Source organism: Ulvibacter antarcticus (assembly GCF_003688405.1).
In the GTDB taxonomy this organism is placed as follows: Bacteria; Bacteroidota; Bacteroidia; order Flavobacteriales; family Flavobacteriaceae; genus Ulvibacter; species Ulvibacter antarcticus.
In genome coordinates, this window is the sequence record NZ_REFC01000013.1 from 286,327 (window position 1) to 299,346 (window position 13,020).

A 13,020-nucleotide genomic window follows, 5' to 3' on the forward strand; every position below is an offset into this window, starting at 1 on the left:
AATGCATTATAAGACCAATACATTTTCTTCCAAGGATGGAGAGACCATTTGTTATTACAGGTGGACGGCTAATAAGAATGTTCCATTTAAAGGGGTTGTTCAAATTTCTCACGGGATAGGCGAATACGCCGGACGTTACGATTCTATTGCACATAAATTGCAAAATGTAGGATACGAAGTATATGCCAATGACCATCGAGCACACGGAAAAACAGCCGAAATAAAAAGACTCTTCGGTTATTATGAAGGAAGTGATTATTTTGTAGATGTAGTTGAGGATATGCATGAGCTTGCAGAGCTAATGAAAGTCAATCATCCTGGTGCTAAGTTCGTGTTATTTGGGCATAGTATGGGCTCATTACTTAGTAGGAAATATGTTACTCAATATGGGGATGAATTGGATGCGCTTATATTATCTGGTACTGCGAGTTTTATAAAAGGTTTAGGGAACATAGGCTTACTTAGTACCAAGGCAGTTGTTGCTTTTAGAGGAAGAACAAGAGGCAATTCGGTCTTAAAATCCTTCTTTTTTGATGAATTTAATAAAAAATTTAAGCCAAATCGTACTAAACTGGATTGGTTGAGCACCGATGAAGCGCAGGTAGATTTGTTTGAAGCAGATCCATATAGAGTAGAGAATTTTTCTTTAGGTGTATTTCAGGATGTAATAAAAAACAGTAAATACCTAAACCAAGAGGATGCTTTTAAAGCTACCCCAAAGGATCTTCCTGTTCTAATTTTTTCTGGTGATAAAGACCCTGTTGGAGAGATGGGAAAAGGCGTAAAAAGAGTGGTGAATCAGTATGAGAAAACCGGAATTAATGATCTTACTTTTCATCTTTATGAAGGTGGGAGACATGAAATGCTGAATGAAACAAATAGTGAAGAAGTTGAAACGGATATCCTTAATTGGTTAAAGGAACGCATTCACGATTAAAAAAATTAATGGAAGAAAAAAAAGTGTTGTATAAAGCATTTGCACGATTTTCAATTTCTCTTGGAGTTATGGGAGGAATGACGTTTGCAAAAGCTAAGAAATATATTTCTGAAAGATTTAATAGTCATCCTAACAGCCCATTCATTTTAGATTTTATAGAAAATTTAAGGCAGGCAGAAGACGATCACATAGAAGCTTTGTTTGACGAATGTGTACGTGTTTGTGATGAACTTGGCCCTAGCCGGGATTATGTAACCCTGGTAATGATGTTGGAGAGTTTGGGTCTGTTTGTTTCTGAAAAAGATGAAACTGCTAAGAATAAGTATCTTAAAGCATTGATCGAGCGGTTTAAAAAGGAAATAGTATTAATCAATCAAAAAATTCCGAAGCCACCGTTGTTCAATATGATCATGGAAGGTAGATCCTTGATCGAATGGAGTTCTATTTATTGTATTTATCCTTTTATTCCGAAGCGAATTAAGGGAGAAGGAAAACCTGTGTTATTAATTCCACCATATTTGGGCGATGATTTTTCGACTTCCTTTGTGAGACGATATCTAAAATCATTAGGCTTTACAACTTACAAATGGGAAATGGGTTTTAATATGGTAAAATCGCATTATATTCCAAGATTGGAAGAGAAATTGGACGATATTTACGAAATTCACAAAGAAAAGGTGAGCATCGTAGGATGGAGTGGCGGCGGTATCTTTGCGAAGATTATGGCAAACAGACATCCAAATCAGATAGAGCAGATCATCACTATTGGATCTCCAATTTGGGGAGTTATGGATATGAAGACACCTGTTTATGGACTGTTGGAATTCTTTAGAGGAAAATCACTCAAGGAGAGAAACGAACGGTTTTTGGCTGAATTAGAACCAATTCCGGAAGTTCCCGTGACCTGTATTTACACTAAAACGGATGGTTTGGTACCATGGAAACATTGTATGGAAGCCGAAACTTTCCGAAGCAATATAAAAAATATAGAAGTTTTTGGTAGTCATTCGGGTATGGGAGCAAATGCTAGTGTGCTTCTTATAACGGCAAATGCATTAAGCGCCAATATTCGTGGGAAGGAAATTAAAGATGTGACTACTAATATAGAACGTTTTTTATATCCTTATTTTTGGAGTAACAGAAACTTATTATTCAGAAAGAAAAAATCAATTACCTAAGAAGTTAATCAAAGTCCTATGGATCATATTATTGACCATCCTAAATTTCAAGATGCGCTATTAAAACTTGCCGGAGAGCTTGATATGGACATCGGCGATGTGCAAAAAGAGGCTATCGGGTATATAAAAGAGTTGTATACGCAACAACACCCAATGGCAAAATTGTTATCGGTTAAGGGCTTTAATTATATTTTGTCACGTGCCTATAGCGATAATATTGATGTAGATCCGAAGGGTATAAAAAACCTCATGAAGTTAATGCGCACCAATTCGGTAGCATTTATAATGACACATAAAACCTATTTGGACACCTTGGTTCTAATTTCCACTCTTGCTCGATTTGGTATGCCAGTTCCTTATTCTTTTGGTGGATCTAACCTTGCGTTTCCAGGTTTAAAACAACTAGGGAATCATGCCGGCCTAATATTTATCCGCCGTAGTTTCAAAGATAATGTGATTTATAAAGCAGCATTGCGGCATTATATATCTACAATTATTGACAAAGGTGATCATCTTACATGGAATATTGAAGGAACAAGATCGCGAACAGGAAAGATTATTTATCCTCAAATGGGGATTCTGAAATACATTATGGAAGGGCGGAAACAAAGTTCCAGAGACATAAAGTATGTGCCTGTTTCTATTGTTTATGACCTTATTCCGGATGTAAAGGAAATGACCGAACAAGGTAAAGGGAACGCCAAGAAATCTGAGAATGTAATGGAGGCGGTTACTTACGTTCGGAAACTTGGACATGATTATGGACGTGCGGCCATCCGATTTGGTGAGCCAGTAGAAGTTGATGAACATCTCAATGCGATTATTCCCGATTTGGAGGAAGATAGCTATTCAGATAAAAACACGCTTCCTCGTTTTGCTTTCGAATTGATTCATAAAGCCAATACGATTACTCCTGTCACCACAGTTTCTTTGGTTTGCAATGTTCTGTTGAATGATTTTGCACTAACTAAAAAGGAAATTGAATACAAGGTCAATAAATTAATGACCTATATCGGCGAGAAAAAAGCGGATGTACTAATAGATAGAGGAAATAAGATTGGGGTAACCATTCAAACAGCCTTGAATCTTTTAATGGCAGCTGGGATCGTTCAGAAAAGTCGGGCAGGGCAGCGAGCACAATATAGTTTGGCGGCTTCAGAATATTTGCCTGCTACCTATTATGCCAACATGGCTTCGGGACATTTATACCACCGTGCTTTTATCGAAATGGCCTTGGTTAAGATTAAGAATGATCATTCAGAAAATAGAATTCTTAACTTTTGGAAAGAGATCATGGAGCTTCGTAATTTATTTAAATTCGAGTTCTTTTATACCAATAAGGCAAAATTTAGTACCGAAATTGAGGATGAATTAAAGCGTTTCGATCCTAATTGGCGACAAATACTCACTAATCCGAATGGTGACATTTCCGGATTATTAGTGAAACAGAATCTTTTTGTTTCCCGTGCCATTTTATTATCCTATTTGGAAGCGAATAAAATTGTTTGCCATTCCCTTAATAATTGGGATACTGATGATGAATTCAAGGATGAGGATTTTATAGAACTTTGTATGTTCAAAGGGAAAGAATTGCACTGGCAGTCTAGAATTACGAGGCTTGACAGTGTGTCGAAACCTTTCCTGACAAATGCATTGCGATTTGCGAAAAACTCCAAGTTAACACCTGTAGAACGTAAACTTGATTACAATAGATTAGACGATTGGATGCTTCAGTTGGAAGATATATCTGAACGCCTAGCTTTTCTGAAGAGAATTGAAGTAATGCCCGATTTGAAGTTAATTACTGGGATCTCTTCGGAAAAAACAAGAGTCCCGGAATCTGGAGACGGATTACTTCCGAAGCAAACGAAAAAACAAGAAGAAGGGCCACATATCACAGCATTTTTTGATATGGACCGAACCTTGATTAATGATTTTTCTGCTAAGAAATTTATGCAAACCCGATTATTTAGCGGAAAAACCTCGGTAAAAGAATATTTAACACAATTTGCTACGGCCTTAGTTTTCTCAGCCGGAAATCGTGACTTTGAAATACTAACTAAAATCGCAGCGGTTGGAGTTAAGGGAATACCAGAATCAGTATTTGCCGAATTAGGAGAAAGCGTCTATAACGATTTCCTGGCAACTACAATTTATCCTGAATCCAGAGAACTTATTGCAAGTCACCTGGATAGGGGACATAGAATAGTGATTATCTCTGCAGCGACTTCATATCAAATTGAACCCATTGCTAAAGAGTTGGGGATTAAAGATGTGTACTGTACAAAAATGGAGGTTCGTAAAGGGAAATTTACGGGTAGAGTTGCTGAAATGTGTTGGGGTGAAGGAAAGGCTAGAGCGGCGAGAAACTTTGCAAAGAAGCATGATGTAGATCTTTCAAAAAGTTATTTTTACACAGATAGTATTGAAGATTATCCGTTATTGGAAATCGTTGGAAACCCCATAGCAACAAATCCTGATAGCGCGTTATCGCAAGTTGCATTTGAAAATGAATGGCCTATTTTGCGATTTGAAGAACCTGTTGGAAAACCTGTTGTGAATGGTTTTCGTACTGGATTAGCGGTTGCTAGTATTTATCCTTCTGCAGTAAGAGGATTAATTAGAGGAGCGATCACCATGTCGCGAAGAGAAGCTGCCAACGCCACTTTTGCAAGTATTGGAGACCTAGGAACTAAACTAGCCGGATTAGAAATTGCCGTAAAAGGAAAACATAATCTGGAAGAAATAAGACCAGCCGTATTTTGTTTCAATCATCAAAGTGCTGCAGATTTTTTCATTCTAATGAAATTAATAAGAAACAATATAACAGGGGTTGCAAAAAAGGAACTAGAAAGAACGCCTGTTGGGCCAATTTTTACAGCACTTGGTGCAATTTATGTGGATAGAGCCGACAAGTCTAAGGCAATAGCGGCTATGCAACCTGCTGTAGATGCGTTAAAAAATGGTATATCTGTTGTTATTGCTCCTGAAGGCACAAGAAGCGGGAGTAAAGAATTAGGTGCTTTTAAGAAAGGTGCTTTTCATATGGCGATGCAGGCCGGGGTGCCGATTATCCCGGTAGTGATCAAGAATGCCTATATGGCTATGCCAAAAGGTTCCAGCATGCTAAAACCTACTCATATTGAAGTTGTAGTATTAGATCCCGTTGACACTTCACTTTGGAAAGTTAAAAACCTTAACCAACATATCGAAGACGTACGAAATATGTTTGTAGAGGAGTTGGAGAATTAATAGTTGATCGTAAATTACTAACCATTAAAAACGATGAATCGATGAAATTAAATGTAGGATTACTTGGGGGAGGATCGTGGGGGACCACAGTTGCTTCCTTAACTGCTAAAAATTGTGCTACCACATTGTGGGCGCGAAATGAAGAAACGGTACGAGAGATTAATGAAGAACATACCAATACCAAATACCTACCTGGGGCCAAATTACACAAGTCATTAAAGGCTTCAACGTCTATTGAAGATACCGTAAAAGATGCCGATGTGATTGTTATGGGAGTTCCGTCCCAACATTTTCGCGAAGTTTTACGAGCTGCCAAGCCATTTATTAGGCCTTGGATTCCTATTGTTAGTTTATCCAAAGGATTAGAAATGGGAACAAAAATGCGAATGACCCAAATTATCGCTGAAGAACTTCCCGGTCATCCTGCTGGCGTATTAACAGGGCCTAATCTTGCCAAAGAAATACATTCGGGGCAGGCTGCTGCTGCAGTTATTGCCATGGTCGATAAAACGATAGCAAAAAACCTGCAACAAGTATTTAGTACAGGATTATTCAGGGTTTATACAAACACCGATGTTATTGGTTGTGAATTGGGCGGTGCTTTAAAAAATATTATGGCGATCGCTACCGGTATGGGTGACGGCGCAAATGCCGGAGACAATACCAGAGCAGCTCTAATCACTAGAGGACTTTCGGAATTAACCAGACTGGGAACTGCCATGGGGGGAAGACGAAGAACTTTTGCCGGACTTGCCGGTATGGGAGATCTTGTTGCTACTTGCTCAAGTTCTAAGAGTAGAAATCACCATGTGGGATTTGAACTAGGTCGAGGTAAGAGCCTTGAACAGATTATCGAAGAAATGTCGGAAGTAGCTGAAGGGGTAAAGACGGCCAAGGTTGTGATGGAATTGTCTAAGGATTATAACGTAGATATGCCAATCTCACGTGAAGTTTATAAGGTCTTATACGAAGGAAATACTGTTTATGATGCATTTAAAGGTCTTGTTAAGCTTGAAAGTGGATCGGAACAAGAGCCGGGATAGATACTTATTGTAGTTATATCTTGTTATCATAGGATTTCCTAATCAATTCTGCTTTACTATTTATACCTAAAGCCTTGTAAATATTTTTTATGTGCGAGCGTATGGTGTTGATTGATACAAAAAGATCATCTGCAATCATTTTATAGCTTTTGCCTGCAACAATTCCTTTAATGATTTTAACCGATGGGCGAAAAAAATAGGCTTTTCATCCACTGAATTAATGCCATTAGCAGGACCCTCAAGTGCAGCAATTGCTATAAAATAATTAATAAAAAAAATAGTAAAAAACTTAACCAAAAAGAATGTGGATTGGTTGACAAATATTGAAATCATTTACAAAAGCAGTGTGAGTGACTATTTTATAGCAGAACTTGTATCTATTCGATATAAAAAAAGGAGTTTAATAATGAATTAAATTTTAGAAATTATGAAAACACTTAAAAACCAGCTTGTTTTAATAGCGATATTTGTAACTTTAGTGGGCGCATACTCACAAGAAAATAAATCGAACCAGTAGTTACTTTACAAAACAGGAAATCCCCTCGATTGGCCCTCTGAACTGGATGCTGTTATTGCTGCCCCAAAAAACCATAAAATATTATTGGAGAATGACAAGGTGAGAGTGTTAGAAGTTACTTTGGTACTAGGCGAAAAAGAGGCGCTACATCACCATCGATGGCCAAGTGTTTTATACATTCAGGAAGCTGGTGATTTTATTGATTATGATGGTGAAGGAAACGTAACTTTTGATTCACGTCAGCTGCCGGAACCATTACCTATGCCATTTACAATGTACAAAGATCCGGAAGCGCCTCATTCGGTAGTGAACTTGAGCAAAACAGAAACTATTCGCCTAATTCGCGTTGAGATGAAACAATAACTAACTATTAATCATAATAAATTCTTTCTGAAAAATGAAAAAAGAACACGAAAAATGGAGCAAAACAGAACTGCAACTGTATATTCTTTTAGCTTGCGCAAATGCAGATAATAAAGAGACCGAAGAGGAACTAGCCATGATTCAGTCTAAAGTCCCGAAGGAGACATTCGATAAATTATATGAACTCTTCAAAGGTGATTCAGAAAAGAAACAACTCAAGAGAATATCCCGAAATATTCATTTACATAATTATAGTTTTTCGGAACTATCGGGTTTCCGAAGAGAAATGTATGAGATTTACTTTTCAGACTGCAATTTTACAATGATGGAAAAACGATTGGATTGGACTTTGGATAATATTCTTTATTAAAAAACAGAAAAATATAAAGGGCACAATTGTTATTTCATACTAGCTAAAAAGAAGCTTCAGTCTGCCAAGCATAATAAGTTCCGACTTGTTCATTCCTGAAAAAGAATTTGCTATAACATTCGCTGTTTTCCAGATCAATTTTTTCCTTTCCTTACTAAACAGGGAGGTGTTTTGTTTGTAGAACTCTGTAAAGCTCTTGAAGCATTCATTTGCATCAAGGTTATCATATTCGAACCAATCAAATACAATTTCAATCTGATAGGCTGCATCCTCCTGAAATGAATCTTTATAGTCGTCCATATTTTTCCATTCCAGTAAGACCATTTGTTGCAGTGCCTTATATTCTGCTTTTCTTACTATCTTATCACTCGCAGCGATGGCGTAAAATAGTTCGCCGAGTTTTTGATAAAACAGGACATGTAATTTTTCCATCTCTTCCATAATGTTATCACTTCATATTATAAATGATAAAACTAATAAGGATAGCTATATCTAATTATGATAAATATCAGTTTCCCCAACTGTTTTAAATCAGTATTTTTGAATAATGAAGGTTTTTGAAGAAAAAAAGGGTAATATTTTTAAATTACTTTCTGAAGCGATTTCAGAAGGAATTATAATTGTGAATATAAAACAGGAAATTGTTGCTTCAAATGAAGCGGCAAACGAGATGTTTGGATATGCTGAAGGCGAATTGATAGGGAAACCACTTGAGCTCTTAATTCCGAAGCAATACAGAAAAAATCACGACGGACATTTTAACGGTTTTTTAAAGAAGTCAAATACTCGCCAAATGGGTCACGGTAGAGATTTGTATGGTCTAACAAAAGATGGTGTGCAAATTCCTGTTGAAGCAGGCTTAAACCCTTTTGAAATTTATGGCTCTCAATATATTATGGCATTGGTGAGTGATATTTCGGTACGTAAGGAAATGGAACAGGAGCTGCGTCAATGGTCTAATATTTTTAATGAATCTCTTAACGAAATTTTCATTTTTGATTCCGAAACCTTACGATTCACAAACGTCAATAAAGGAGCTCAGATAAATATTGGCTATTCATTAGAAGAGCTTAAAAATTTTACTCCAGTCGATATTAAACCCGACTTCGACGAAACTTCATTTCGGGAGCTATTGATCCCTCTTTTGGATAAGACGATAGAGAAGCTCGATTTTGAAACTTTTCATCAAAGAAAGGATGGTTCTCTCTATCCGGTCGAGGTGCATCTACAGTCATCTATGATTGGTGATAAACAAATGTTTGTGGCCATTATATTGGATATTTCTGAACGTTTTGAATACACTCAAAAACTTGAGAATACCGTTAAAGAAAGAACAAGACAACTAAGTGAAGCGCTTGTTAAAGAAAGAGAACTAAATGATTTAAAAACGAAGTTTCTTTCGTTGGTATCTCATGAGTTTAAAACGCCATTAAGTGGAATTTTTTCGTCTATAAATCTACTTGAAAGGTATACCGAGTCCGAGCAGCAAGACAAGAGAAATAAACATATAAAAACTATTAGAAGCAAGGTAAAGTATCTGGATAATATTTTAACCGACTTTTTATCGGTGGAGCGCTTAGAAAGTGGCAATCAAGCTTATAAATTTTCAAATTTCCCTATAAGCAAGGTAATTAATGAAGTCGTGTATGATGCTAATATGTTACTAAAAGACGGACAGAAGATCAATTATCCTAACAATATTGACGAAATATATATCGATTTCGATGAAAATATTCTTCAACTAATAATGGTAAATTTAGTGAATAACGCTATTAAATATTCACCCGAATATTCTACAGTTGATATTGACTTTACTTTTGAAAACAATCAACTTACAATTGAAATTAAAGATGAAGGAATAGGAATTCCGGATTCAGAAAAAAAGTATATGTTCAATAGGTATTTTAGGGCTGAAAATGCTTTGTTAATACAGGGAACAGGAATTGGTTTAAACATTGTAAAAAGCCATTTAGAAAATCTTGGAGGCACGATTACATTTGAAAGTGAGGAAAATGTAGGTAGTGTATTTAGTATAAAAGTTCCTTTAAACTCAAATAATTCTTAAATGAAAACAGTATTAATAATAGAAGACGATACAGCGCTAAGAGAGAATACTGCGGAATTGCTGGAATTAGAAAAGTATAATGTTTATACTGCGCCCAATGGTAAAATTGGTGTAGAACTTGCGGGTATTCATAAACCCGATATCATTGTTTGCGATATCATGATGCCGGAGTTGGATGGATATGGAGTATTGGAACGAATTTCTGGCAATCCGGCTACTAGTCATATCCCTTTTATTTTCCTAACAGCGAAAACAGAACACAAAGAAATTAGGAAGGGGATGGATTTGGGAGCAGACGATTATATAACAAAACCCTTTGAAGAGGATGAGCTCTTAAGTGCGATAGAGAGTAGACTAGCGAAGGCCCATCTATTGCTAGGGAAGACCGATAAGCTTGATAGACTCAAGAAGGATGAGGACTCCTTAAGAGATCTCAATGATCTAAAAAATTATTTTGATGACCATGGAAAGCTGTTAAAATGTAAAAAAGGAACGTTTGTATATGAGCAAGGTGAGCATTCAAATAATATCTATTTAATTCTCAAGGGCGTTGTAAAAAGTCATAAGATGGATATAAATGGTAAGGAGCTTATTACGAATCTTCATAAAGCGGATGAGTTTTTGGGGTTTTCTTCTCTTGATTTGGTATCTCCTTATCAGGAGAGCGCAACGGCGGTAGAAGATTCAGAACTTGCTGCTGTATCAAAAAATGACTTGGTAGAGGTGCTAAAAACTAATAGAAATGTTTCACTAGAACTAATGAATGTACTTGCCGAAAATCTTTCCGAAGTAAAAGGGCAACTGCTGCAAATGGCCTATGGATCTGTGCGTAAAAAGACAGCTAACACTATCCTTCAATTTGCGGAAGTTATGAGTAAAAAACCTGAGGAGGCCATAAAAATATCTCGACATGACCTTGCGAGTGTTGCGGGAATTGCTACCGAGAGCCTTATTCGTACGTTATCGGGCTTTAAAAAAGACGGTATTATAGAGATAGAAGGGCGAAATATTAAGATACTGGATCTTTCGGCTTTAGAGTCTATGGAGTAATTTTATTCCAAAACTGATTATTATCATTCTTTAGCTTAGATTGACCTTATAGATTTGCTTCATTACAATTAATACACATGAAGCAGATATTATTTCCAACCGATTTTTCCGAAAATTCTGAAAATGCCATTCGATATGCCTTGAACTTTTTTAAGGATATTGAGGCAGAATTTTATTTTTTACACGTTTCTACGGAAGATCAATTTGAGAACAGCGCTTTATTTGTAGCATCCGAATTAGTGATCGATCAATCTGTTGTTTCGGGAGCTTCGGAAAAATTAGAAGTCTTAATAAAGAGAATTCAGAATCAGTTCAAAAATAAAAAACACAAGCATCACGGGATACATGAATCAATCCAGTTTATTGAAGCAATAAGAAAAAATGTTAATCATAAACAAATTGATTGCATCGTGATGGGCACTAAGGGTGCTTCAAAATTACTTGATACGGCACTGGGAAGCTATACTGCAGATGTGATTAAACGTGTAAAATGCAACATATTAGTAATTCCGGAAAACGCAAAATACTGCGACCCCAGTAATATTGTTTTTCCTACCGATTTCAATATTAATTATACCGATAAGGTATTGAATAGTCTTTCAGATATTCTGAAATTAAAAAAAGTGAAGATAAATGTGTTGTATATCTCTAAAAAGATAAGAGATCTGAGTGTTTTTCAGAAAAAGAACAGAGCACATTTACAAGACTATTTAGAGGGAAAACCACATAGTTTTTACTTTATAACGAATGAAAATATAGATGATGCCGTAGAAACATATGTGAGAATTACAAAAGTGGATATGATCGCTATGGTTGCCAAAAACCTTAATTATTTTGAGCGCATTCTATTTCATCCAACGGTTGAAAAGATAAGTTATCATACCAAAGTTCCATTTTTAGTATTACACGAGTAGGTTATACTATTGAGTAATATTCAGCTCCAGCCATTCAATTTAATTTTCTTTTACTCGCTTTTACTTCGGAAAAGTATACAATGTAATCAATCCTTCTTCTAGTGCTATTACTTCCGAAGTTGCTCCAATGAAAAAAACGCTGAAAAATACCCGAATATGACGAAGGTCATATTTTAAGAATAATCTCAGTACTATTTTTGATCCATAATATTAAACAATCATAGCAATGAAATATTTCCTAAAATCCATGACAATACTTTTCACACTAGCACTTATAAGCTGTGGTGGAGGTGAAGAGAAAAAAGAAGAAAAAATTAGCATTGGCCAAAAACCAAAGGTCGAAACCAAAACGGAAGCTCCTACTTCAAATGAAGTTCCAGCCTCGCAGCGTATTACACTTGATAATAAAGGAGTAGGTAAAATAAAAAATGTTGAGTTAGGTGCAACCGTAGATCAAGCAATGGTTGACAGAGGTGCAAATCTTTTTAAAACGAATTGTACCGCTTGTCATAAAATTGACAAGCGTTTTATAGGTCCATCTCCTACAGGAATTTTAAAACGAAGAAGTCCGGAGTGGATAATGAATATGATTCTGGATCCTAAGCTGATGGCAGAGGAAGATCAATGCGCAAAAGACCTGTTAATAGAGTTTAATGGGGCTGCAATGGCAAATCAGAACATGACCGAAGCTCAGGCACGTGATATTTTAGAATATTTTAGAACATTAAACTAAACTTACCATGAAAATCAACCAATTTCAAAAAGCAATTGCATTGTTAGTTGTCCTCTTTACAATAAGTAGTTGTAAGAACGAGACAACTCAGAATGCAGCAACAACTTCTTCAACGGTAGAATCAACTTCAGAAAACAATCAGGGACAAGCTTTTATTGAAGACGATAACTCAACCCCTAATGTGTTGCAAATAGCGATGAAATCACCCGACCATACTACTTTGGTAGCTGCGGTTCAGGCGGCGGGTTTAGAAAATGTTCTGGTAAATGCAGGTCCATTAATGGTATTCGCACCTACAAATGAAGCGTTTAATGCACTTCCTGAAGGAACTGTAGAAAACCTCTTAAAACCAGAGAATAAAGATGCACTCGCTAATATTTTAAAGCATCATGTAACAGCAGGAAATTATTCCAAAGATTTTTTAAAGAAGTTTAAGAAATTGGGTCAGGCAAACGATCAAAGTACCACTGTAGAAGTAAAAGGTGAAGATGTATATGTAGGTGGTGCAAAGATTATTGCAAGCATTGATGCCGGAAACGGAATTGTCCATGTAGTCGACAAAGTAATTTTACCTCCTTCAAACTAACAATCAACAAAT

Annotated in this window: 13 protein-coding genes; 11 read left to right on the plus strand and 2 right to left on the minus strand. The window is 36.3% G+C overall.

Annotated features, from left to right (window positions below; translation table 11 throughout):
- Position 1: 1 nt before the first annotated feature.
- The 4 genes from BXY75_RS10165 to BXY75_RS10180 are packed head-to-tail and all read left to right on the plus strand — an operon-like array spanning position 2 to position 6,410.
- A complete protein-coding gene (locus BXY75_RS10165; RefSeq protein WP_121907643.1) occupies positions 2-937 on the plus strand; it encodes an alpha/beta hydrolase in 936 nt (311 codons plus the stop codon).
- 8 nt (positions 938-945) lie between these two features.
- Positions 946-2,115 carry an esterase/lipase family protein gene (locus tag BXY75_RS10170; protein ID WP_147437267.1) on the plus strand — a complete coding sequence of 390 codons (1,170 nt, stop codon included), beginning with the start codon at positions 946-948 and terminating at the stop codon, positions 2,113-2,115.
- Positions 2,116-2,133: 18 nt separating this feature from the next.
- Positions 2,134-5,367, plus strand: a complete 3,234-nt coding sequence (locus BXY75_RS10175) for an HAD-IB family hydrolase (protein WP_121907645.1) — start codon at positions 2,134-2,136, stop codon at positions 5,365-5,367.
- Between the two features lie 41 nt (positions 5,368-5,408).
- Positions 5,409-6,410 carry an NAD(P)H-dependent glycerol-3-phosphate dehydrogenase gene (locus tag BXY75_RS10180; RefSeq protein WP_121907646.1) on the plus strand — a complete coding sequence of 334 codons (1,002 nt, stop codon included), beginning with the start codon at positions 5,409-5,411 and terminating at the stop codon, positions 6,408-6,410.
- A 13-nt stretch (positions 6,411-6,423) separates the two neighbouring features.
- On the opposite strand, the gene BXY75_RS10185 is transcribed toward BXY75_RS10180, so the two are convergent.
- Positions 6,424-6,585, minus strand: a complete 162-nt coding sequence (locus tag BXY75_RS10185) for a helix-turn-helix transcriptional regulator (RefSeq protein WP_317125246.1) — start codon at positions 6,583-6,585, stop codon at positions 6,424-6,426.
- A gap of 426 nt (positions 6,586-7,011) precedes the next feature.
- On the opposite strand from BXY75_RS10185, the gene BXY75_RS10195 reads away from it, so the two are divergent.
- Together BXY75_RS10195 and BXY75_RS10200 are read left to right on the plus strand one after the other, a co-directional pair.
- Entirely contained in the window at positions 7,012-7,290 is a 279-nt protein-coding gene (locus BXY75_RS10195) for a hypothetical protein (protein ID WP_121907648.1), read from the plus strand.
- A 34-nt stretch (positions 7,291-7,324) separates the two neighbouring features.
- Positions 7,325-7,660, plus strand: a complete 336-nt coding sequence (locus tag BXY75_RS10200) for a hypothetical protein (RefSeq protein ID WP_121907649.1) — start codon at positions 7,325-7,327, stop codon at positions 7,658-7,660.
- A 39-nt stretch (positions 7,661-7,699) separates the two neighbouring features.
- Here the strand turns inward: BXY75_RS10200 and BXY75_RS10205 are convergent, their stop codons facing one another.
- Positions 7,700-8,092, minus strand: a complete 393-nt coding sequence (locus BXY75_RS10205; protein ID WP_245962955.1) for a hypothetical protein — start codon at positions 8,090-8,092, stop codon at positions 7,700-7,702.
- Between the two features lie 115 nt (positions 8,093-8,207).
- Here BXY75_RS10205 and BXY75_RS10210 point away from each other — a divergent pair, with 115 nt between their 5' ends.
- The 5 genes from BXY75_RS10210 (at position 8,208) to BXY75_RS10230 (ending at position 13,008) form a co-directional block, all read left to right on the plus strand.
- Complete coding sequence (locus tag BXY75_RS10210; protein ID WP_121907651.1) at positions 8,208-9,725, plus strand: sensor histidine kinase; 1,518 nt, start codon at positions 8,208-8,210, stop codon at positions 9,723-9,725.
- Entirely contained in the window at positions 9,726-10,775 is a 1,050-nt protein-coding gene (locus BXY75_RS10215) for a response regulator (protein ID WP_121907652.1), read from the plus strand.
- A gap of 77 nt (positions 10,776-10,852) precedes the next feature.
- Entirely contained in the window at positions 10,853-11,689 is an 837-nt protein-coding gene (locus tag BXY75_RS10220) for a universal stress protein (protein ID WP_121907653.1), read from the plus strand.
- Positions 11,690-11,915: 226 nt separating this feature from the next.
- Complete coding sequence (locus tag BXY75_RS10225; RefSeq protein ID WP_121907654.1) at positions 11,916-12,422, plus strand: c-type cytochrome; 507 nt, start codon at positions 11,916-11,918, stop codon at positions 12,420-12,422.
- Positions 12,423-12,429: 7 nt separating this feature from the next.
- On the plus strand, positions 12,430-13,008 hold the full coding sequence (locus BXY75_RS10230; protein WP_121907655.1) for a fasciclin domain-containing protein: 579 nt from the start codon (positions 12,430-12,432) through the stop codon (positions 13,006-13,008).
- Positions 13,009-13,020: the final 12 nt, after the last annotated feature.

Bases quoted from the DNA above. Each gene is read 5' to 3' on its own strand.
- BXY75_RS10165 (WP_121907643.1), top strand. From the start codon at position 2: ATGCATTATAAGACCAATACATTTTCTTCCAAGGATGGAGAGACCATT.
- BXY75_RS10170 (WP_147437267.1), top strand. From the start codon at position 946: ATGGAAGAAAAAAAAGTGTTGTATAAAGCATTTGCACGATTTTCAATT.
- BXY75_RS10175 (WP_121907645.1), top strand. From the start codon at position 2,134: ATGGATCATATTATTGACCATCCTAAATTTCAAGATGCGCTATTAAAA.
- BXY75_RS10180 (WP_121907646.1), top strand. From the start codon at position 5,409: ATGAAATTAAATGTAGGATTACTTGGGGGAGGATCGTGGGGGACCACA.
- BXY75_RS10200 (WP_121907649.1), top strand. From the start codon at position 7,325: ATGAAAAAAGAACACGAAAAATGGAGCAAAACAGAACTGCAACTGTAT.
- BXY75_RS10205 (WP_245962955.1), bottom strand. From the start codon at position 8,092: ATGGAAAAATTACATGTCCTGTTTTATCAAAAACTCGGCGAACTATTT.
- BXY75_RS10210 (WP_121907651.1), top strand. From the start codon at position 8,208: ATGAAGGTTTTTGAAGAAAAAAAGGGTAATATTTTTAAATTACTTTCT.
- BXY75_RS10215 (WP_121907652.1), top strand. From the start codon at position 9,726: ATGAAAACAGTATTAATAATAGAAGACGATACAGCGCTAAGAGAGAAT.
- BXY75_RS10220 (WP_121907653.1), top strand. From the start codon at position 10,853: ATGAAGCAGATATTATTTCCAACCGATTTTTCCGAAAATTCTGAAAAT.
- BXY75_RS10225 (WP_121907654.1), top strand. From the start codon at position 11,916: ATGAAATATTTCCTAAAATCCATGACAATACTTTTCACACTAGCACTT.
- BXY75_RS10230 (WP_121907655.1), top strand. From the start codon at position 12,430: ATGAAAATCAACCAATTTCAAAAAGCAATTGCATTGTTAGTTGTCCTC.